The sequence below is a fragment of the Geobacter anodireducens genome, from assembly GCA_001628815.1.
GTDB classification, from domain to species: Bacteria; Desulfobacterota; Desulfuromonadia; order Geobacterales; family Geobacteraceae; genus Geobacter; species Geobacter anodireducens.
This window is the reverse complement of sequence record CP014963.1, coordinates 2,373,613-2,395,275: the sequence shown is the minus strand read 5'-3', so window position 1 is coordinate 2,395,275 and position 21,663 is coordinate 2,373,613. Positions and strand designations below refer to the sequence as shown.

Annotated in this window: 18 protein-coding genes and 1 pseudogene; 14 read left to right on the top strand and 5 right to left on the bottom strand. The window is 61.6% G+C overall.

The genetic code is table 11. The features are described 5' to 3' along the window. The first annotated feature begins 17 nt into the window (after window positions 1-17). Both A2G06_10970 and A2G06_10965 read left to right on the top strand, forming a co-directional pair. Window positions 18-818, top strand: a complete 801-nt coding sequence (locus A2G06_10970) for a hypothetical protein (GenBank protein ANA40719.1) — start codon at window positions 18-20, stop codon at window positions 816-818. Window positions 819-901: 83 nt separating this feature from the next. Next, a complete protein-coding gene (locus A2G06_10965) occupies window positions 902-1,252 on the top strand; it encodes a hypothetical protein (GenBank protein ANA40718.1) in 351 nt (116 codons plus the stop codon). 53 nt (window positions 1,253-1,305) lie between these two features. Here A2G06_10965 and A2G06_10960 read toward each other — a convergent pair whose 3' ends face one another. Then, window positions 1,306-1,944 carry a hypothetical protein gene (locus A2G06_10960; GenBank protein ANA40717.1) on the bottom strand — a complete coding sequence of 213 codons (639 nt, stop codon included), beginning with the start codon at window positions 1,942-1,944 and terminating at the stop codon, window positions 1,306-1,308. Between the two features lie 171 nt (window positions 1,945-2,115). Between A2G06_10960 and A2G06_10955 the strand changes: the two are divergent. The 3 genes and pseudogenes from A2G06_10955 to A2G06_10945 all read left to right on the top strand — a co-directional run bounded on the left by A2G06_10955 (window position 2,116) and on the right by A2G06_10945 (window position 6,427). Further along, a pseudogene (locus tag A2G06_10955) lies at window positions 2,116-4,233 on the top strand (thioredoxin). Between the two features lie 89 nt (window positions 4,234-4,322). Next, on the top strand, window positions 4,323-5,888 hold the full coding sequence (locus A2G06_10950) for a lipid II flippase MurJ (protein ANA40716.1): 1,566 nt from the start codon (window positions 4,323-4,325) through the stop codon (window positions 5,886-5,888). After that, complete coding sequence (locus A2G06_10945) at window positions 5,885-6,427, top strand: cysteine methyltransferase (GenBank protein ANA40715.1); 543 nt, start codon at window positions 5,885-5,887, stop codon at window positions 6,425-6,427. Before A2G06_10950 ends, A2G06_10945 begins: the two co-directional genes overlap by 4 nt. 282 nt (window positions 6,428-6,709) lie before the next feature. Here A2G06_10945 and A2G06_10940 read toward each other — a convergent pair whose 3' ends face one another. Continuing rightward, window positions 6,710-7,501 (bottom strand): pyrophosphatase, encoded by a 792-nt coding sequence (locus A2G06_10940; protein ID ANA40714.1) that lies wholly within the window; start codon window positions 7,499-7,501, stop codon window positions 6,710-6,712. 68 nt (window positions 7,502-7,569) lie between these two features. Next, window positions 7,570-8,676 carry a tRNA-guanine(34) transglycosylase gene (locus tag A2G06_10935; GenBank protein ANA40713.1) on the bottom strand — a complete coding sequence of 369 codons (1,107 nt, stop codon included), beginning with the start codon at window positions 8,674-8,676 and terminating at the stop codon, window positions 7,570-7,572. A 533-nt stretch (window positions 8,677-9,209) separates the two neighbouring features. On the opposite strand from A2G06_10935, the gene A2G06_10930 reads away from it, so the two are divergent. From A2G06_10930 to A2G06_10910, 5 genes are all read left to right on the top strand, one after another. Next, window positions 9,210-9,872: a fumarate reductase gene (locus A2G06_10930; GenBank protein ANA40712.1), complete on the top strand. Its 663-nt coding sequence runs from the start codon at window positions 9,210-9,212 to the stop codon at window positions 9,870-9,872. A gap of 10 nt (window positions 9,873-9,882) precedes the next feature. Next, window positions 9,883-11,796: a succinate dehydrogenase gene (gene sdhA / locus A2G06_10925; protein ID ANA40711.1), complete on the top strand. Its 1,914-nt coding sequence runs from the start codon at window positions 9,883-9,885 to the stop codon at window positions 11,794-11,796. Continuing rightward, window positions 11,796-12,557 (top strand): succinate dehydrogenase, encoded by a 762-nt coding sequence (locus tag A2G06_10920; protein ID ANA40710.1) that lies wholly within the window; start codon window positions 11,796-11,798, stop codon window positions 12,555-12,557. Before sdhA ends, A2G06_10920 begins: the two co-directional genes overlap by 1 nt. A 276-nt stretch (window positions 12,558-12,833) precedes the next feature. Further along, entirely contained in the window at window positions 12,834-13,757 is a 924-nt protein-coding gene (locus A2G06_10915; GenBank protein ID ANA40709.1) for a hypothetical protein, read from the top strand. 95 nt (window positions 13,758-13,852) lie between these two features. Further along, complete coding sequence (locus A2G06_10910) at window positions 13,853-15,706, top strand: cell division protein FtsH (GenBank protein ID ANA40708.1); 1,854 nt, start codon at window positions 13,853-13,855, stop codon at window positions 15,704-15,706. A gap of 4 nt (window positions 15,707-15,710) precedes the next feature. On the opposite strand, the gene A2G06_10905 is transcribed toward A2G06_10910, so the two are convergent. Beyond that, the gene (locus A2G06_10905; GenBank protein ANA40707.1) at window positions 15,711-15,875 is read right to left on the bottom strand and encodes a hypothetical protein; all 165 of its coding nucleotides are present in this window, start codon (window positions 15,873-15,875) and stop codon (window positions 15,711-15,713) included. 117 nt (window positions 15,876-15,992) lie between these two features. Between A2G06_10905 and A2G06_10900 the strand changes: the two genes are divergently transcribed. The 3 genes from A2G06_10900 to A2G06_10890 all read left to right on the top strand — a co-directional run bounded on the left by A2G06_10900 (window position 15,993) and on the right by A2G06_10890 (window position 19,558). Beyond that, window positions 15,993-17,474 carry a 4-alpha-glucanotransferase gene (locus tag A2G06_10900; protein ANA40706.1) on the top strand — a complete coding sequence of 494 codons (1,482 nt, stop codon included), beginning with the start codon at window positions 15,993-15,995 and terminating at the stop codon, window positions 17,472-17,474. Window positions 17,475-17,602: 128 nt separating this feature from the next. Continuing rightward, entirely contained in the window at window positions 17,603-18,889 is a 1,287-nt protein-coding gene (locus tag A2G06_10895; protein ID ANA40705.1) for an O-acetylhomoserine aminocarboxypropyltransferase, read from the top strand. Window positions 18,890-18,973: 84 nt separating this feature from the next. Next, window positions 18,974-19,558, top strand: coding sequence for an ACP phosphodiesterase (locus tag A2G06_10890; GenBank protein ANA41661.1), 585 nt, complete (start codon window positions 18,974-18,976; stop codon window positions 19,556-19,558). 181 nt (window positions 19,559-19,739) lie between these two features. Here A2G06_10890 and A2G06_10885 read toward each other — a convergent pair whose 3' ends face one another. Continuing rightward, entirely contained in the window at window positions 19,740-20,228 is a 489-nt protein-coding gene (locus A2G06_10885) for an adenosine monophosphate-protein transferase (GenBank protein ID ANA40704.1), read from the bottom strand. A 583-nt stretch (window positions 20,229-20,811) separates the two neighbouring features. Here A2G06_10885 and A2G06_10880 point away from each other — a divergent pair. Beyond that, entirely contained in the window at window positions 20,812-21,651 is an 840-nt protein-coding gene (locus A2G06_10880; GenBank protein ANA40703.1) for a rhomboid family intramembrane serine protease, read from the top strand. Window positions 21,652-21,663: the final 12 nt, after the last annotated feature.

Sequence of the window (21,663 nt, the reverse complement as noted above, 5' to 3'; positions counted from 1 at the left end):
ATCCGGGGGGTGAGAGCATGACCGAAACGAACAATGAACTGCTGGCAAAAGGGATCAGCCTTGCCGAAGGGGGCGATTTCGCCGCTGCCGAAGCGCTGTTCAGGACCTGTGTGGAAAGGGCTCCCGATGACCCCGAAGGCTACTTTTACCTGGGAGAGGCCCTTATGGAAGAGGGCAAGCTCACAGAAGCCCGCCAGCAGTACGAGAAGGGGCTCGCCCTGGCCCCGGAAGACGTGGATGCCCAGATCGCCCTTGGCGACATCTGTCTGGAGTTGGGAGAGCACGAGGCCGCCCTGGCCGCCTACCGGCGCGCTGTGGAACTCGACCCCCGCAACGCCGACGGCCATGTCAACATCGGCCTCGTCTACAACGCCCTGGAAGAGACCAGCAAGGCGATCGAGTCGTTTGAAAAGGCCCTGGAGATCGATCCGGCCAATGTCTTCGCGTACAATGGCCTGGGTGATGCCTGGTACGGGCTCGGTGAGCGGGAAAAGTCCATAGACGCCTTCCGCAAGGGGATCGAGCTCGATCCAACCGATGCGGCGGCCCATTTCAACCTGGGCGAGCTCTACTACGATCTCGGCGAGATCGAGGAGGCCGAGAAGGAGTGCCTCGAAGCGGTCAGGCTCGATCCCGACTTCACCATGTCCTATCTCACCCTCGGCAGCCTCTGCATGGACGACGAGCGGGTAAAGGACGCCATCAGGTATCTGGAGCTCTATCTGAAAAAGGAGAAATCTCCCCAGGCCCGCGAGACCGTAGACGAGGTCAAGGCCGTGCTGGAGGGGCTGCGGGCCGAGGTGGCCGGCAAACCCTGATTTTTTGCCATTCCTTCTTTGAATCGCCGCAATGTGCGGTACCATTTAAGTAGCGATGAATGAACGAAAGGAGGGATCAGGTCATGTCGGAAGAAAAGAACAACACCGTGGTGGTCGGAGCGCTCATGCTCATTGCGGGAGGCATCCTGGGTGCGGGAGCGGCGCTTCTCTTTGCTCCCCAATCGGGCAAGAAGACCCGCCGGGATATCAAAAAGTACGTTCGGCGCGCCAGGAACGAGGCCGAGGAGATGGTGGAGGATTTCACCGACAAGGTTTCGGACGTGGTCGATTCCCTGAATGACCGGACCCAGGAGATTCTGGAGCGGGGTAAGGACATTACCCAGGACGTGAAGAAAGACCTGCTCAAGGCGTTTGAGGATGGCAAGGATCGCCTGGAGAAGGAGCGGACCCGGCTGGCGAAGATGCTGGGTTGAGCCGGCGCGTACTCATGCGGTAAAGAGGCGGGACGAGATCCCGTCTCTTTTTTTCATTTCTCCGCCAGCACGATATCCCCGTACCAGGCGGTCGCTTCACCGCCGGTGTTGTCGGAATCGGTCATGAGCGCCACCCCCTCCGCCCTCGGTGGCTCCTCGCCGAAGAGCCTCACGTAGTCCTCATAGACGTTCCTCTCCTCTGAAAGCCATTTCCCCGCGCCGGCGCCGCCGCTTTCCACCGCCACCATCATCACGTTCCGTGGGGCGAAGGGGTTCGGAGTCGAGGCTCCCTTGGGAAGCCGGTTTGCCCAGATGTAGTTGATCGCCCTCGTTTGCCAGAAGAAGGTGCCGGGAAAAATTACATAGACCCGCGCCGCGTAGTCGTCTCCTCCCTTGACTCCTTCATCCCCCCTGGTCAGCGTGCCGGCGACCTTCCACGACCAGCGCAGCCACGGCTGTGCCTTCGGGTCGAAACTCATCGTTCTGACCAGTCCCGACGCCGAGCCCCGGCTCTGCGCCTTCAGGACAGTCCGCTCTCCATCCTTCACCAGCGAGTAGGTCGTTTTTCTTTTTCCCCGGAACGTCTGCTCTTGCCAGCCGGTCAGGTCTCCGGCACTGAAACGGCCCACCGTCATGGCGGCCGCGGTGCCGGCAAGGGTCAGCAGCAGGGCTGTGGCGACGATTCTTCCCATGGCGTTCCTCCCGTGAGAGCCAGTGTAGCAGGTCAGGCAGCGGGGCGAAAGATCCGCCGCGCCATAAACTCACCATCGGCGGTTGCCGTTCGCTCCGGTCTGGTAGACTTGTCACTGGGCAGGCGGCATGATCTTCACGACGGCATGTGGCCGAAACGGGAGCGAAAACCAATGGGCAATGAAAGGCGGCACCACGATGAACAGCGGATCGAGCGCATCTTTTCGGCGGACCGGCGGACGCTTCCGCCAGACGGCGGTCCATACTTCAACCGGCTCATCTTTGCCACGAGCCCCTATCTCCTTCAGCACGCCGACAACCCGGTGGAGTGGTATCCCTGGGGGGAGGAGGCCTTTGCGCGGGCACGGGCCGAGGACCGTCCGGTTTTCCTTTCCATCGGCTACGCCACCTGCCACTGGTGCCACGTCATGGCGGCCGAGTCCTTCGACGATGCCGAGATTGCCGCGGTCCTGAACCGGGAGTACGTGCCGGTGAAGGTCGACCGGGAGGAGCGCCCCGATATCGACGATACCTACATGCGCGTCGCGCAGATGATGAACGGCAGCGGCGGCTGGCCCCTCACCATCATCATGACCCCCGACCGGCAACCTTTCTTTGCCGCCACCTATATTCCCCGGCGCTCCCGGGGCGGCATGCCGGGGCTGATCGATCTCCTGGAAAAGATTGCCGATGTCTGGCGGCAGCGGCGGGACGTGATCAGGCAGAACTGTTCCGCCATCATGGATGCCCTGGTGCGGTTCAACTCCGTCCGCCCAGCCGCCGCCGAGGATGAGGCGCCGCTCCACGGTGCGCGACGGCAGTTGGCGGATATCTATGACGGCGAGTCCGGCGGCTTCGGCGGTGCGCCCAAGTTTCCCATGGCCCTGAACCTCTCCTTTCTCCTGCGCTATGGCCAGCGATACGGCGACGGCGAGGCCGTGGCCATGGCCACGGATACCCTCACCGCCATGGCGCAGGGAGGCATCCGGGATCACCTGGGCGGCGGTTTTCACCGCTACACCGTGGATGGCCGCTGGCTCGTGCCGCATTTCGAGAAAATGCTCTACGACCAGGCCCTCTGCACCCTTGCGCTGGTCGAGGCCGCACAGGTTACGGGGAACAGTGCCTTCAGGGATCTGGCACAGGAAACCTGCAGCTTTGTCCTGCGGGAGCTCTCCGCGCCGGCCGGGGGCTTCTACTCGGCTCTGGATGCCGATTCCGAGGGAAGGGAGGGGGCCTGTTACCTCTGGACTCCCGCCCAGGTGCGGGAGGTCCTCGGGGCGGCAGACGGCGAATTGTTCTGTCGCCTCTATGATGTTACCGAGCAGGGAAATTTCGAGGGGGCGAACGTGCTCCACCTTCCCCGAGCCCCCGGTGCCTTTGCCCGAATCGAGGGAGTTGATCCCCACGACCTGTGGGAGCGGAGCGACCGCTGGCGCACCCTGCTTCTGGAGGCGCGGGAGCGGCGGCCGCGCCCCTTCCGCGACGAGAAGATCATAACCGGCTGGAACGGACTCATGGTTGCGGCCCTGGCCCGCACGTTCCTGATCTGCGGCGATGAGCGTCTGCTGGAGGGCGCCGAACGCGCGGTGCGGCGTGTGAGTATTGATCTCCGTACGCCGGCAGGACGGCTGGTGCGCAGTTGTCATCGGGGCGAGGCGAGCGGTCCCGGTTTCCTGGAGGACTATGCATTTTTCATTCGCGGCCTCCTTGAACTGCACGAAGCCACCCTCGACCCCCGGCATCTGGCCCTGGCACGCTCGCTGACCCACGACATGCTCCGGCTTTTCGGCGACAACGGGGGAGGGCTCTTTGATACGGGGAGCGATGCGGAAACGATCCTCGTGCGGGGCAAGGACGCGCTGGACGGCGCCATTCCTTCGGGCAACGCCATGGCTGCCTCGGTTCTGATCCGCCTCGGCAGGATAACCGGTCACGGCGTATTCGAGGAGGCAGGGCGCGGCATCATCCGGGCGTTTCTGGACGGAGCAACCCGACAGCCCGCAGCACACATCCATCTCCTCTGCGCCCTGGGCGAACTCCTGACCGACCCGTTCGAGGTCGTGATCGCCGCGGCGACCAGGCCGCATGCTGTGCGGGAACTGCTCCGGATCCTCGGTGGCCGCCTGATTCCCGGACTGGTCCTGAGGGAGCGGGAAGAGGATGCGCCGGCCAGGGGGGAGGGCGGAAGCAGGGGCATCGCCCGTGTCTGCGCGGCCGGTGCCTGTCTGCCGCCGGTCACGGAGCCCGAAGGGTTGGAGGATATCCTGGGCCGGCACGTCATCCGGCCGTCGGGACAGAGGCGAAACGCTGAAAAAGTTCCCAAAGACCCGGCGACTGTGGTACATACCTCCCCTGATCACATTCTCCAGGGGAGCCCATGTCTGAAAAGAAGCAGATAGCCCGGGCCGCCGGCGTCCTCGGCCTGGCAACCATCATCTCCCGCATCATGGGGATGGTGCGCGACATGGCCGTTTCCCGGTTCTTCGGCGCCGGCCTCCAGACCGACGCCTTTTTCGCCGCCTTTCAGATTCCCAATATGCTGCGCCGGTTTTTCGCCGAGGGGGCCCTCACGTCGGCATTCGTGCCGACCTTCTCCGAGTGGCACTCCCAGCGAAGCCCCGAGGAGGCGCGCGAGCTCGCCAACGTCTGCTTCACGCTTCTCACCATTGTCATGGCGGGCGTGACTCTGGCGGGGATCCTGCTCGCCCCCGGCATCGTCTCGGTCATGTTTCCCGGGTTCAGGGCCGATCCGGCCAAGTTCGGGCTCACGGTCTTTCTCAACCGGCTCATGTTTCCGTATATTTTCTTCATTAGCCTGCTGGCGCTCTGCATGGGGATACTCAATACGGTTCGCCACTTTTTCACCCCGGCCATCTCCACCGTGTTCCTGAACGTTTCCATGATTCTCTGTGCCTGGCTGCTTCGCGATCGGTTCGCGGTGCCGATCACCGCCCTGGCCGTGGGGGTCCTGCTGGGGGGGGTCCTTCAGCTTCTCCTTCAACTGCCGGTGCTCTACCGCAAGGGATTCCCGCTCCGCGTCCGTTTCGATCTCCACCATCCCGCGGTACGGCGCATCGCCCTTCTCATGGGACCGTCGGTTTTCGGGGTTGGGGTCTACTACCTGAACATCACCGTGGGCAATATCCTTGCCTCGCTCCTTCCCGAGGGAAGCGTCTCGTACCTCTACTACGCCCAGCGGCTGTTCGAGTTTCCCCAGGGGATCTTCACCGTCTCCGTGGCCCAGGCGGTCCTGCCCTCCCTTAGCCGGCAGGCGGCGGCCGGCGACATGGATGCCTTCCGGGAATCTCTCGTTTTCGGCCTGCGGCTCACCCTGTTCGTCACCATTCCGGCCACGGTGGGCCTCATGGTCTGCGCCACCCCCATCTTCAGCCTCCTTTTCATGGGGGGGGAGTTCGACTATGCCCAGGCCGCCAATGCGGGAATCGCCCTGTTCTACTACGCCCTTGGGCTTTCGCTCGTGGCCCTGGTGCGGGTTCTGGTCCCCGCGTTTTACGCTCTCAAGGATACGAGGACGCCGGTCATGGTCGCTTTTGTCGCCTTCATCATGAACGCCATCGCCAGCCTCATCCTCATGAAGCCCCTCGCCCACGGCGGACTGGCCCTGGCTTCTTCCCTGTCCGCCCTTGCCAACATGGGGCTCCTTCTGGTCCTCCTGCGGCGGAAAATCGGTCCCTTCGGCGGCAGGGCCCTGGTCCGTTCAGGCATGAAGGTGCTTGCGGCATCCCTGCCCATGGCGCTGGCGGTCCGCTGGATGGTGGCGCTTATCGACTGGTCACTGCCGGGGGAAAAGATGCTCAAGGGAGTAGTTCTGCTCGGTGCCGTGGGCGTGGGCGTCGTGTTGTTTCTTGCAGCCGCCTCGTTGCTCCGCAGCGAAGAGACGCGCGAACTGGCGGCACACCTTAGAAGGAGGTTCGCTCGATGACGGGAACAGCGGCGCGCAACGAGGTGTATGTGTCCTTTTTCGAGGCGCCGGTGGGAGTCGGTGCCGTGGTGGCGGGCAGGAGGGGACTCAGGGAGGTGTTCCTCCCCTTCAGGGTCGCCACGCGGGAGGATATGGCCGCAACCGTCCGCAGCCGCTACCCCCGCCTGGCAGGCGAAAATTCCCTCGGCCGCGAGGCGGCTCGTCAGCTTGTTGCGTACTTTGCAGGCGAGGCGGTTGAGTTCACGGTTCCTCTCGACGAGGAGCACGTTACGCCGTTTCGGAAAAAGGTGTACGAGATCGTACGCGGCATAGGGAGGGGCCAGGTCATGACCTACGGCCAGGTAGCCGTTGCCGCGGGCAGCCCCGGCGCTGCCCGGGGGGTTGGCTCGGCCATGGCCGCCAATCCCCTTCCCGTCATCATTCCCTGTCATCGGGTGGTGGGGGCGGGTGGCGCCCTTACCGGCTATTCGGGGGCCGGCGGGATCGACTCCAAGCGCTGGCTTCTGGAGCTGGAAGCAAATGTCGTGTCCGGGGAGTGAGAAATCGGGCAGTTATGCACAGCTTTCCGATGGAACGCCTGCTTTCGTGAAGCCTGGGTTGAACAATGGGGCGATAACTGCCTGAAGTTCAAGGTGAATGGAGATTATTTTTTAAAATCAATATGTTATCTTGTGGGCAAAAAATAGGCAGAAGGTGAAAACCCTTCGTTCCTGTATCCGTTTGCCATCTTGTTCACATTGTTATCAACAGGTTATCCACAATTTTTGTGGAAAATTGGTCGCGGTTGTAAAAAACGTCTTCATTCCCGGCTGTTGTGCGGCTCAACCCCCTGCCTCCCCCGCTTTCGCCTCCTCCCACAGGGCCTCCATCTCAGCCAGTGATGCATCCTTGAGCGCCACCCCGCGGTCGTGAAGCGTTTCTTCGATGTGGGAAAAGCGGCGGGTAAAACGCTCAATGGTCTTGCGGAGCGCCTCTTCGGGGTCCAGGGCGAGGAATCGGCCCAGGTTGACAATGGCAAACAGGAGATCGCCCAGCTCAGCCTCCATGCGCTGCTGGTTCCCCGCGGCCATGGCTTCTTCGAACTCCGCAAGCTCCTCCATCACCTTGGCATGCACTTCGTCGACGCGGGTCCAGTCGAAGCCGACCCGGGACGCCTTCTCCGTGACCTTCTGCGCCCGCATGAGTGCCGGCAGGTGGGCCGGGACGCCGGCCAGGGCCGAGCGACGTTCCTGAGCCTTTTCCTTCTGCTTGATCCGCTCCCAGTTTTCTATCTGCTCGTCGCTGGTACGGACTACCTGATCGCCAAAGACGTGGGGGTGGCGCGACACGAGTTTTTCCGCCAGCGTTTCCAGTACGTCCGCCATGGCGAACGCTCCCCGCTCCTCGGCCACCACCGCGTGGAAGACCGGTTGGAGCAAAAGGTCGCCCAATTCTTCCCGAAGCATTTCCGGAGATCCGGCATCAATGGCTTCGATGACCTCGTAGGCCTCTTCGAGCAGATAGCGCTTGAGCGACTCATGGGTCTGTTCCGCGTCCCACGGGCATCCTCCCGGTCCGCGCAACCGCCGCATGATTTCCATGATCCTGCCGAAGCCGGCCTGTTCGTCCGTCATGGTGTTTGTTCCTCCAGGCAAAAGGGCACCCGTTCGGATGCCCTTGCACGCGTTCGCTTCACTCTTTCCTACTTACCCTTCAGATAGCTCGCCAGGAAGTTCCGCTTGTAGTCGGCAAAGCGCCCCTCCTCGATGGCAGCACGTATCTCCGCCATCATGTTCAGATAGAAGTGGACGTTGTGGATGCTCGCCAGGGTTGCGGAGAGTATCTCGTTGGCGTTGAAGAGGTGGTGGAGGTACGCCCGGGTGAAGTTCCGGCAGGTATAGCAGGTGCAGTTGGGGTCGACGGGGTAGAAGTCGCGCCGGTAGTTACGATGGGTCAGTCGAATTTTCCCCCTGTTGGTGAAAAGGGTGGCGCTCCGGGCATAGCGGGTCGGGATCACGCAGTCGAACATGTCCATCCCCCGCTCCACGCTCTCCAGGATATCCTCCGGCAGTCCCACCCCCATGAGGTAGCGGGGCTTGTTCTCCGGGAGGAACGGGGCCGTGTACTCAACTACCTTTTTCAGCAGTTCAAGCCCTTCGCCCACCGATACGCCTCCCACGGCGTAGCCGGGGAAGTCGAGCTGGACCAGTTCCCTGGCGCATTGGGCACGCAGGTCCTCGAATACGCTCCCCTGAACGATGCCGAACAGCGCCTGGTCCTTGCGCGTGTGGGCCTTTTTGCACGCTTCCGCCCACCTTATGGTCTTGCGGGTCGATGCCGCCGCGTACTTTTTGTCGCAGGGGTAGGGGATGCACTCGTCAAAAGCCATGATGATGTCGGCGCCCAGCGCTTCCTGGATCGCCGTGGCCCGTGCCGGGTCGAGGAACACTTCTTCGCCGCTCACCTCGTGGCGGAAGAAGACCCCCTCGTCGGTAATCTTCTTGTTGGGCAGCGAGAAGACCTGGAAGCCGCCCGAATCGGTCAGAATCGGTCCGTCCCATCCCATGAACCGGTGCAGGCCCCCAGCCTTGGCGACAAGGTCCTCGCCGGGGCGCAGGTGAAGGTGGTAGGTGTTGGAAAGGATGATCTGTGCTCCCGTCTCTTTGACCTGGGAGGGCGTCATCGCTTTCATGGCCGCGTGGGTGCCGACGGGCATGAAGATGGGGGTTTCGATGGTGCCGTGGGGGGTCGTGAGTGATCCCCGCCGCGCAGATGTTCTGGTGTCTTTTTTAATTAATTTGAATTTCATGTTGCCTTTTTGGGGAGGTTGTATTACAACTTCGCGAGAATATGGGCTTTTGTTAACGTAACGTGCTGCTTTTCCGTGCAGTTCAGCTCTGGTTGTATCAGACTGGCCGCTGAAATGCAACGGGGCCGTGCCCGCGCTCGCCGAGACCCCATCCATCCTCTGTCCGGCAGGCGACATGGCCTCACTGTCCCGGCCTGCCGGGCCACGTTTGTTGTCAACAGCCCTGAAAGCAGACGGAAACTGGCTTCGCGCTCTTTTAAACGATACTTTTCTATTGCTTTTTCCTAAAACGACGTTTAGTATACAGTATACAGTATAAAAATGAATAAATACTAATGTAAGAAGCGTGTTCCGGCATCAGGCTTCACTAAATCCTTGCAGGGGAGGTATCTATGGACAATTGTAAGGAGTGGCGGGCGCCGCCCGGAATATCTGCGTTTTTTCGTGAGGGCGCCGCGGTCCGGCTGTGTGCCGGCCGGCGGTACGTGGTCTGAACCCAAAGAACAACTATCTACACGCAAAGGGAAATTATTATGCAACTGTTCACGAGTTCTGTGGGAAGAAAAGTCCTGATGGCGATTACCGGCCAGGTCATGGTTCTGTTCGTCATCGTCCACATGCTTGGCAACTCATCCATCTTCATTCCCGGAGGCATCAATGCCTACGCGGAGCACCTGCATGCCCTTCCGCCTCTTGTCTGGGGCTTTCGTCTCGTCATGCTGGTTGCGGCAGGCATTCATATCCTGTTCGGCATCCAGTTGAGCCTTGAGAACCGCGCCGCCAACCCCGACACCTATGCGGTCAAGAACTACAGAAGGGCCACCATGGGGAGCCTGAGCATGCTGTACACCGGCCTCCTTCTGCTGTCCTTCATCATCTATCACCTCCTCCACTTCACCATCCGCGCTACCCCCGACATCAAGATCGGCGTAGACAGCCTGGGCCGCATCGATGTCTTCGGCATGGTGACCAACAGCTTCTCCCATGGCATCATCGCGTTCATCTACATCGCGGCCATGGTGGTTCTGTTCCTCCACCTCTCCCACGGGATCCAGAGTTTCTTCCAGACCATGGGGTGGAACAATAACAAGTCACTTCCGGTGTTCAACAGAATCGGCATGGTCGCCGCAGTGGTTCTTCTCCTCGGCTATGCGACCATTCCGTTCGTCATCGTCACCGGCATTCTGAAAGGTTAGGGGGTTCATAGTGATACTCGACGGAAAATGTCCGACAGGGCCAATTGAGAAAACGTGGGACAAGCACCGCTTCGACATGAAGCTGGTCAACCCCGCCAACAAGCGCAAGTACAAGATCCTCGTCGTCGGGACCGGCCTTGCCGGTGGTGCAGCCGCTGCATCGCTGGGGGAGCTTGGTTACAACGTGGAAGCGTTCTGTTATCAGGACAGCCCGCGCCGCGCGCATTCCATCGCCGCCCAGGGCGGTATCAACGCTGCCAAGAACTATCCGAACGACGGCGACAGCATCTACCGTCTTTTCTACGACACCATCAAGGGTGGCGACTTCCGCGCCCGTGAAGCCGACGTCTGGCGTCTGGCCCAGGTGTCCAACAACATCATCGATCAGTGCGTGGCCCAAGGCGTACCCTTTGCCCGCGACTACGCCGGTTATCTGGACAACCGCTCCTTTGGCGGCGCTCAGGTATCCCGTACCTTCTATGCCCGGGGCCAGACGGGCCAGCAGTTGCTGCTGGGCGCCTATTCCGCCCTTGCCCGGCAGATCAAGGCCGGTACCGTCAAGATGTTCCCCCGCACCGAGATGCTCGACCTGATCATTGTTGACGGCGAGGCCAAGGGGATCACGATCCGCGATCTGGTGACCGGCGAGATCCGCACTCACGTGGGCGATGCGGTTGTTCTCTGCACCGGCGGCTATGTGAACGTCTTCAACCTCTCCACCAACGCCATGGGGTGCAGTGTTACCGCTGTCTGGAAGGCCCACAAGAAGGGTGCTTTCTTCGCCAACCCCTGTTACACCCAGATTCACCCGACCTGCATTCCGCAGCACGGTGACAAGCAATCAAAACTGACCCTCATGTCCGAGTCGCTCCGTAACGACGGCCGCTGCTGGGTGCCCAAGAAGCAGGGCGACAACCGTGCGCCGGGCCAGATTCCAGACGAGGACCGCGACTACTATCTGGAGCGGAAATACCCCTCTTTCGGAAACCTGGCACCCCGTGACATCGCATCCCGCGCGGCCAAGGAGCAGTGCGACGACAACCGCGGCGTCGGACCGGGCGGACGCGGCGTCTATCTGGACTTTGCCTCCTCCATTCAGCGCCTTGGCGAAAATACTATTCGCGAGCGTTACGGCAACCTCTTCGAAATGTACGAGAAGATCACCGATGAGAACGCCTACAAGGTCCCGATGCGGATCTATCCGGCCCCCCACTACTCCATGGGCGGCCTCTGGGTCGACTACAACTGCATGAGCAACGTGCCGGGCCTCTTTGTCCTGGGCGAAGCCAACTTCTCGGTGCACGGAGCGAACCGCCTCGGCGCCAGCGCCCTCATGCAGGGGCTTGCCGACGGCTACTTCGTCATTCCCTACACCATCGCCGACTACCTGGCCCGCATTGCCCCCGGCAAGGTCAAGGCGGATAACCCCGAGTGCAAGAAATCGATCGACGATGTCAACAACGACCTCAAGAAGTTCATGTCGATCAACGGCAAGAAAACCGTCACCGAGTTCCACCGCGAACTGGGCAAGATCATGTGGAACAACGTCGGCATGGCCCGGAGCGAGGAGAGCTGCAAGGAGGCTCTCAAGGTCATCCCGCAGATCCGTGATGAGTTCTGGAAGAACGTGAAGGTTAGCGGCTCCGGCGCCGAGTTCAACCAGCAGTTGGAGAACGCCGGCCGCGTGGCCGACTTCCTGGAGTTTGCCGAGCTCATGACGCTGGATGCCCTGCATCGCAACGAGTCCTGCGGCGGTCACTTCCGGGTCGAGCACCAGATGCCCGACGGCGAGGCCAAGCGTGACGACGAAAACTACTGCTATGTCGCCGCATGGGAATTCAAGGGGGTTGGCAAGGAGCCCGAGCTTCACAAGGAGCCGCTGAAGTTTGAAAACGTCCACCTTGCGATAAGGAGCTACAAATAATGAGCCATCATGACAAGAATATGACTCTTACCCTTCATGTCTGGCGCCAGAAGGGGCCGAAGGACCCGGGGAAATTCGAGGTCTACGAGGCGAAAGACGTCAGTCCCGACCAGTCGTTCCTCGAGATGCTCGACGACGTCAACGAAGAACTCATCAAGCAGGGGAAGGACCCCATCGCCTTCGATCACGACTGCCGCGAGGGCATTTGTGGCATGTGCTCCCAGGTCATCAACGGCGTTGCCCATGGCGGCATGGATCGGACAACGGTGTGCCAGCTCCACATGCGGATGTTCAAGAATGGCGATGCCATCTACATTGAGCCGTGGCGTGCCCGCGCATTTCCGATCGTTAAGGATCTGGTCGTTGACCGGACGGCCCTTGACACCATCATCCAGGCCGGCGGCTATACCTCGGCCCACACCGGAGGGGTTGCCGACGGCAATGCCCTGCTCATTCCGAAGGGCGATGCCGATTACGCCATGGACGCCGCCGAGTGTATCGGCTGTGGTGCCTGCGTGGCAGGCTGCCCCAACGGCTCGGCCATGCTGTTCACCTCTGCCAAGGTGTCACAGTTGGCGGTCCTGCCCCAAGGCAAGGCCGAAGCTGCCCGCCGCGTCAAAGCAATGAGCGAGGCCCTTCAGGAGTGCGGTTTCGGCAACTGCACCAATCACTACGAGTGCCAGGCTGCGTGCCCCAAGGGGATCGACGTGAAGTTCATCGCCACGCTGAACAGGGAGTATCTCAAGTCTCTCTGCAAATAGCGGGCGCGCAGTGGATTTTGCACGCTGCGACAAATGAACGGAAGGGGCGGATTGACAATCCGCCCCTTTTTTTGTACACCGCTGGGGACGGTAGTGCCGGGCCGGTGAAGATGTCCCCGGCGTCTCCCGTGTCCCGTCCTGCGAAGGAATTCGGAGGTGTTGTGGTCAGCACCACGGCGTTGTTGATACAGGCGTGGCCGGGAAGCCCGCAACTCCGGCGGTGGTTGACGGGCTGGAACTATCCGCGCGGGATGCGACTCTGCTGTAGGAGCGGTGATGGGGGCTGTCATTGATATAACTTTTGTGAAGCTCCTGCTCTCCGGGGTGATCCGGGGGAGCGTGCGTGACCCGTATGCCCTGTACCGGTGTCGTGAACACTTTCAGGCGTGGCTCTTGCGCCTCTCAGGCTGCGGCGGTGAGGGGTGCCCCCGCTGCCGGGAGGGGAGTTGCGCTTATGGCAGTGCATTTCTCCAACCGCTCGGCAATGATCCGGCCACGGTCAGGCGCCATCAAAAACCACCGGTTCCTTTTGCCTTCACGTTCCCGGTTCTGGGAGATCGGCCGGAGTTCGAGGTTGGGCTTACCCTTGTGGGGACGGCGATCACCCATGCCTCCCTTCTCGTGAAGGCTTTTGCCGGAATGCTGGGGGATCGCGGTTTCACCGGCGTCACAGCCGAACTCGCGCGTGTCGAGTCCGCAGGGTATTTCGGCGAGCGGAGTCCGTGTCTGACCGATGAGGGCGCAACTGCAGGCGCGGGGCCCACAATCCTCTCAGGGACCGGGCTTATGGACAACCGCATCCTGGGAGAAGCCCTGTCGCTTTCCTTCGTTACTCCCCTGAAGATCATCCAGGATGGTGCACCGCTGCAGAGCTTTTCGTTTTCCGTGTTTGCCCGTGCGCTCATGAGGCGGGTATCGGCCCTTGCATCAGCCTATTGCGACCGGGAGATCGATGACGATTTCAGGTGGCTTGCGCAACTGAGCGCCAACGTGAAGCCCATCGGTCAGGCCGTGCGGTGGACCGACTGGCGGGAGGCGGACCGGCGCGGGCGCTATGGAGGACTTGTCGGCGATGCGGTTTTTGCCGTGAACGATGTGGAGGAGTTCATTCCCTATCTGTTGGTGGGAGAGTATCTCGGCGCGGGGAAAGGGGCTCCCTTCGGCATGGGCCGGTTTCATCTGCTCGGTGACGTCGGCTGATCTTGCATTGCAGGCCGTGTGTGATAGGAATTAACAGACGTTGGCGCGCTCTCGCCACACGGGAGCCGGACAGCGTATGATCAGGAGGTGGATGAATGGGGCAGTCGGTCTGGAAACCGATACTCTGGATGCTTGGCCTGCTGGTGGTATTCAACCTGATTTACACCTATGTTGCCCGCCAGTCCGTCGATGGCGGCGCGGTCGTGTCCTACAGCCGGTTCCGGGCCGAGCTGGCGGCTGGCAACATCAAGCGCATCACCATCAAGGGCACCACCATTACCGGTGAGTTCCGCAGCAAGGTGACTGTGGACCAGCCTGCGGGTGAAAAGACCGTGGCTCGGGAGACGGCCAGGTTTTCCACTGTCAAGCCTGGTATCGACGATCCCTCTCTCATGGCGGACCTTCAGGCAAAAAATGTCGAGGTGACCGCAGTGACAACGGAAACGTCGCCGATTGTCAGCGGGCTTTTCTATGTGCTGCCGTGGATACTGATCATCGGCGTCTGGTGGCTGGCCATGCGGGGGATTCGGGGGCAGGGACCCTCCTCGGTCATGGGAAATTTCTCCAAGTCGGGTGCCAAGATGTACACCCCCAGTGCCAAGGTGAAGGTAACCTTCGATGATGTGGCCGGCATGGAGAACCCGAAGATGGAGCTGAAGGAGATCGTCGACTATTTGCAGGATCCGAAAAAGTTCCAGCGAATCGGCGGCAAGGTGCCCAAAGGAGTGCTCCTGGTGGGGCCTCCGGGCACGGGAAAGACCCTCCTGGCCCGGGCCGTGGCGGGGGAGGCGGACGTTACCTTCCTGAGCATCTCGGCGTCCCAGTTCATCGAGATGTTTGTCGGCGTCGGCGCCGGACGGGTGCGCGATCTCTTTGCCACGGCCAAGAAGTCGGCTCCGAGCATCATCTTCATCGACGAGCTGGATGCGGTGGGGCGCAGCCGCGGTGCCGGACTCGGCGGGGGCCACGACGAGCGGGAGCAGACCCTTAATCAGCTCCTCTCCGAAATGGACGGGTTCGACTCCCTTGACGAGGTGATCGTCATGGCAGCCACCAACCGGCCCGATGTTCTGGACCCGGCGCTCCTTCGTCCAGGCCGGTTCGACCGTCACGTGGTCATCGACCGTCCCGACTGGCGTGACCGGGAGAAAATCCTCCATGTTCACACCCGCAAGGTTCCCCTCGACAAGGATGTGGATCTAGCCATCATTGCCCGGGGAACACCCGGCATGGCCGGCGCCGACCTGGAAAACCTCGTCAACGAGGCGGCCATCCTGGCGGCCCGGGAGAACGCAGCGACCGTTACCATGGATCATATGGAACGGGCCAAGGACAAGGTCCTCATGGGCGGGGAGCGGAAGATGTTCATCACGGAGCAGGAGAAGCGGATTACCGCCTATCACGAGGCCGGCCATACGATCGTGGCCAAGCTCCTGCCTGGTACCGACCCGGTCCACAAGGTGACCATCATCCCGCGGGGGCAAGCCCTTGGGGTAACCCAGCAACTGCCCGAGGACGACCGCTACCACTATCCGAAATCCTATCTCATGAACCGCCTGTCCGTGGCACTCGGCGGCAGGCAGGCCGAGCGGGCCGTGTTCGGCGATCTCTCCACCGGTGCCCAGAACGATCTCAAGATGGTGAACGACCTGGCGGTGAAGATGGTCTGCCAGTGGGGCATGAGCGACAAGATCGGCGCCATGACCTTCAGCCGCGGGGAGGAGCATCCGTTCCTCGGGCGCAAGCTGGCCGAGGAAAAGACCTTTTCCGAACAGATGGCATGGCTCATTGATCAGGAAATCGCCGCAATCATCAAGGAGGCCGAGCAGAAGGCCGATGACGTCATTGCCAACAACCGCGGCAAGCTCGATGCGCTGGTGGATGCCCTCATGGAAGAGGAAACCCTGGACGGCAAACGCATCGACGAGGTCCTGGCCTCCGTGTCGTGAGGGGTCAGTAGATTATGATGTAGCCGTGGTCCTGGGCTATCTTGGATATCTCAAGAGGATCGCTGATGATGTAGCTTTTGCCTTCAAGCGAGAAGGCGTAGGTGCCGTCATCGTTTTTGACTGCGCTGTCGACGAGGGTTTCAAAGAGGGCGGTCTTGATTGTTTCCATGATTGGCCGGCTCCTTCCATGATACAGTTTCCGGCCGGCATGACGCTGGCCGTTTGTTTTCTGTATACCGTCTTCTCCCCGGATTTGTAAACGGATTTTACCGAAAGCGAGGACTTCATGAAACAGAAGCGTTGCAGCGGCATCCTGCTCCATCCGACCTCCCTGCCGGGCCCCGGTGGTATCGGCTCGCTGGGGAAAGAGTGTCGCCATTTCATCGATTTTCTCGAAGAGGCGGGGCAGGGTCTCTGGCAGGTCCTGCCGCTGGGACCCGCGGCCTATGGCAATTCCCCCTATTCCTGCTATTCGGCCTTTGCGGGCAACCCCCTGCTGATCGACCTGAGGGCTCTGGTGGAAGAGGGGGACCTGGAGCCCGAGGAGGCCGTGGCGGAGTTGTCGGACGGTCAGGTGGACTTTCCGGCAGTTGAGGCGTTCAAGTCGAGGGCGCTCCGGACCGCCGCTGCCCGGTTCCACGTCCACGGCGACCCGGAGCGTAAGCGGGAGTTCTGGCACTTCTGCGATACCACCCCCTGGCTCCACGACGCTGCTCTGTTCATGGCTCTCAAGGAGCATTTCGGCGGCAAGAGCTGGAACGCCTGGCCCAAGGGCATTGCCCGCCGCGAACCGGCGATGGTCGAGAAATATTCGGTGCGGCTCGGCGTGGCCATCGGTGAACACAAGTACATCCAGTGGCAGTTTTCCCGCCAGTGGCGACATGTCAGGGAGTATGCCAGTGGCAAGGGGATCGCGGTTGTCGGCGACATCCCCATCTTTGTGGCCTTCGATTCAGCCGATGTCTGGACAAATCCGAGTCTTTTCAAGCTGGATGACAAGGGCAAGCCCACCGTGGTAGCCGGGGTTCCGCCGGACTATTTCAGCAAGACCGGCCAGCGGTGGGGAAATCCCCTCTATAACTGGGATGCCATGGCCGCCGATGGATTCCGCTGGTGGATCGAGCGGTTCCGCGGCTCATTCGCGCTTCACGACGTGGTCAGGGTCGATCACTTCCGCGGGTTCGAGGCGTGCTGGGAGGTGCCGGCCAAAGAAAAGACGGCGGTCAACGGCCGATGGGTCCCCGCTCCGGGGACGGCACTCTTCGATGCCGTCATCGGGGCGGTGGGATCATTGCCGATCATTGCCGAGGACCTGGGAGTCATTACCCCGGCCGTGGAGGAACTGCGCGACCGTTACCGTTTTCCCGGCATGAAGATCCTTCAGTTCGCCTTTGACTCCGGCCCGGGCAATCCCTACCTGCCTCACAACTTCACCCGTGACTGCGTGGTCTACACCGGCACCCACGACAATGACACCACTCATGGCTGGTTTCAGAGCCTCTCCCCCCGGGAGCGCCGCGAGGTTCTGGCCTATACCGGCACCACGGGCAAGGATATCCATTGGGAGCTGATCCGTCTCGGCATGGCCTCGGTGGCCGATATGGCGATTTTTCCGCTCCAGGATGTCATGGGACTCGATGGGGCGAGCCGGATGAATCTTCCCGGCACGCCCCACGGCAACTGGTCGTGGCGCTACAGTGAAGGTATGCTTGCAGAGAAGCACGCAAAAAAACTTCTCGAATTAACCGTGCTTTTTGGAAGAAAGTAGTTGATTGAATGTGGTGGTTGGCAGGGTTCTTTTTGTTGACATGTTAGGTATGGTATATATACTGTGTTGTGACGAGTAACTATACTCCTGTTGAGGGGTAGCGTCGCATGCGAAAGGAGAGTTCCATCATGTCCGACATCCCCAAAGGCTTCGATACCCTCGCACTCCACGCCGGCCAAGAGCCGGATCCTGCCACGCTGTCGCGTGCGGTTCCCATTTACCAGACCTCTTCCTATGCGTTCCGCAGCTCCGACCACGCGGCCAATCTCTTCGGCCTCCGGGAGTTCGGCAATATCTACACGCGGATCATGAATCCGACCTGCGATGTGCTGGAAAAGCGCCTGGCAGAACTTGACGGCGGAGTAGGCGCGCTTGCCCTCGCCTCGGGGCAGGCGGCAATCACCTATGCAGTGCTCAACATCGCCGGCGCCGGGCAGAATATCGTCTCCACCAGCTATCTCTATGGCGGAACCTACAACCTCTTCCACTATACTCTGCCCAGACTGGGGATATCGGTCCGGTTCGTCGACACCTCTGACCCTGAAAACGTCCGCCGGGCCATCGATGAGAACACTCGCCTGGTCTACACCGAATCGGTGGGGAACCCGAAAAACAACGTGGACGACTTCGAAGTCATAGCCCGGATCGCCCATGGGGCGGGAATCCCGTTCGCGGTGGACAACACCGTGACCACTCCGTACCTGTTCAAGCCCTTTGACCATGGTGCCGACATCGCCGTCTATTCCCTCACCAAATTCATCGGTGGCCACGGTACGAGCATCGGGGGGGCGGTGGTAGACAGCGGGCGCTTTCCCTGGAACAACGGCCGGTTCCCCGAGTTCACTGACCCGGATCCCTCCTACCACGGGCTGCGCTACTGGGAAGCCCTGGGGAACCTCTCCTACATCCTCAAGATGCGGATCACGCTCCTGCGCGATATGGGGGCCTGCCTCGCGCCGTTCAACGCATTCCTCTTCCTCCAGGGGCTGGAAACCCTGCCGGTGCGCATGGCGCGCCACGTGGAAAACGCGCGCAGGGTTGCCGAATGGCTGGAGCGGCACCCCCTGGTCACCTGGGTCAACTATCCGGGCCTGCCCAGCCACCGGGACCACGGCAATGCCGGCAAGTACCTCCCCAAGGGGGCCGGCGCCATCATCGGCTTCGGAGTCAAGGGAGGGCTCGATGCGGGCAAGAAGTTCATCGACAGCGTGAAGCTTCTGTCGCACCTGGCCAACATCGGCGATGCCAAGTCCCTCGTCATCCACCCGGCGTCCACCACGCACGAGCAGCTCACCGATGAAGAGCGCCTCTCGGCTGGGGTAACTCCGGATTTCATCCGTCTTTCTGTCGGCATCGAGGATGTGGCCGACATCATTGCCGACATCGATCAGGCCCTGCATGCCTCCCAATCCTGAGCCCACGTGTGCAACTCCGCCCTGGAACGGCCGTTGGGCCGTCTCCGGGATGCTGCCGGCGCTTCCCCCAGCGGACGGGGCTCCGTGAACATCCTGGCCCACTTGGCATTCTCCGGGGACGATCCGGAGATCATGGCCGGCAACCTCATGGGGGATTTCGTCAAGGGGCCCCTGGCGGGCCGCTATCCTCCGCGGCTCACGCTGGGCCTGGAGCTCCACCGGGCCATCGACTCCTTTGCCAGCGGGCATGAGTCGTTTACCCGGAGCAAGCGGCTGCTCGACCCGTTCTTCGGTCACTACCGGGGGGTGCTGGTGGATATCTACTACGACCATTTCCTCGCCACGGAGTGGGAGCACTACCGCGTCGAGCCGCTCCACTCCTTTATCGCGCGTGCCCGTGCGATTGCCCTCGGGTTCGCCCACCTCATGCCCGGGCGACTGGTTCAACTGCTTCCCCCCATGTTCGATGAATGGCTTCCCTCTTACGCAGACACTGCCGGGATCGGCCGGGTGCTCCGCCGAATGTCGGCGCGGGTCGGGCGGCCGAATCCCCTTGCCCTGGGCGAAGGGGAACTGCTCCGGTGCCACCGGGAGCTCAGGGGGGACTTTCAGCAGTTCCACCCGGCCCTTGCCACATTTGTGGTCGACTTTCTCGCCCGTCGCGGGTGACGCCCCCTGATTGTCCCCTACCGGTGAAGCGGCTCTACTACGTGCATGTCAGACCGATTGTCCTGCCGTCGCGCCGGGATGTGCGGCGGACGGTGCCGGGCCGTGGCAATATCAAAAGGGACATGCGCTCGATGAGCGGATGTCCCCTTGTGTGCGGGACGCGTGTGCGTACCGTATGCATTCAACGCTTGTAGCCGACAGCCCTCAGGAAGTCCCTGCGTTGCTGCCGGTCGTCGTCCGTCTCCACTCCCTTGGGCGGATATCCGTCGATGACCCCCAGCACTCCCCACCCCTGGGAGGTGGACGCCACGATGACCTGGAGGGGATTGGCGGTGGCACAGAAGATCCGGCAGACTTCGGGGCAGTTCTTGATCTGGTTCAGGATGTTGATCGGGTAGGCATCCTTCAGCAGGATGCAGAAGACGTGGCCTGCTCCGATGGCCTGAAGGTTTCTGACACAGGTCCGGATCAGTTCCTCGTCGTTTCCCTCGGTGCGGATCAGGCAGGGGCCCGAAGCCTCGGTGAAGGCGATGCCGAACCGGGCCTGGGGAACAGTGGTGGCAACGACCTCGTACAGATCCTCGGCCGTCTTGATGAAGTGGGTCTGCCCAAGGATAACGTTGCAGTCCTGGGGGATATCGATCTTGATGGCGTGGATTTCCAGGTTCATGATGGCCTCCCGGTATCACGGGTTGCTGGGGTATGATTAGCAACAACTATAAAAAGTCCTGCGATGATGTCAATGCATCCCCGGAACGTTCAGGGAGTTCACCACACACGAAAGCCCGGCTCACAGGCCGGGCCTTCTTTTTCGTCCGGTGCCGCATCAGGCACTTCATCCCAATCCGTCGGTCGTACGTTCACGGGCTGCGCCCACGCGCTCCTTGCGGGACCACGGGGGCGGGGGACCGATCCGGTTCGCCTTTTTCAAGAGGTTGTCACGCTCCTGGCGGATGGCATCGCAACAGCGTCTGCAGCGTCGTCCGTGCGGCACCGAAGCTGTCAAAGAACATCTCTTTCAGTTACATACTACACCCATTGTCCTGAACCGTCAAAGGCACCGTATCCGTGAAGCCGCGCCGGACTGTCATTTGTACGCCATGGTGCACTGGCTCGGGGCGCGGCTTCGGCAGGGGAACCTTGCGCGCCGGGACGTTTCACGGTACGATGCTGGGGTGCCCGTGCCCCGTGGGCGTTCGCCCCGGTTCCCGGGTGGCTCCCCTGCCGCACCCATCCCAGCGAGAGGTCCATGAATGGCCACTGCCGAGCGCCGCTCGATACTCTGCCCGAACTGTCGCCGCCTCATCAGCCGTGATGAGCCGTCCTGTCCCTACTGCGGCACCTCCCGTCCCGGGTCGTGGCTGAAGAACAACCCCTTCACCAGGAGTGGGGGCGACGCGGACAGGATCATCACCATCATCCTGACGGTCAATGTCATCATGTATGTGGCGTCGCTGCTGGTCGACAACCGCCCGCCAGGGCAGGGCGGGCTCTTTTCGGCCCTGTCGCCGGGGCGCAACAGCCTGCTGCTCCTGGGGGCCACCGGCGTGGTGCCCATCGACCGGTTCGGCCGGTTCTGGACGCTCCTGTCGGCCAACTACCTCCACGGCGGCCTGCTACACATCTTCTTCAACATGATGGCCCTGCGGCAGATCGCCCCGCTGGTGGCGCGCGAATACGGCACCTGGCGGATGTTTTCCATCTATACCCTCGGCGGGGTGGCCGGTTACGTGGCATCCTACCTGGCCGGCACCGGCTACACCATCGGTGCGTCGTGCGCCATCTGCGCCCTGATCGGTTCGCTTCTCTACTACGGCAAGAGCAGGGGCGGGCTCTACGGCCAGGCGGTTTTCAAGGAGGTCTGGGGATGGGTGGTCGGTCTCTTCCTGTTCGGCCTCGTTGTGCCGGGGATCGACAACTGGGGGCACGGCGGGGGAATCCTGGGGGGAATCATTATGGCCTTCATCCTCGGCTACCGTGAACGGCGCAGCGACAATCTCTTTCACACCTTCCTGGCCGGTGCCTGCGCCCTTGCCACGGCCGTATCGCTTCTGCTCGGTTTTCTGAGCGTCTACTACACCTTCAGGGGCTGAGGCGAGCCCGGG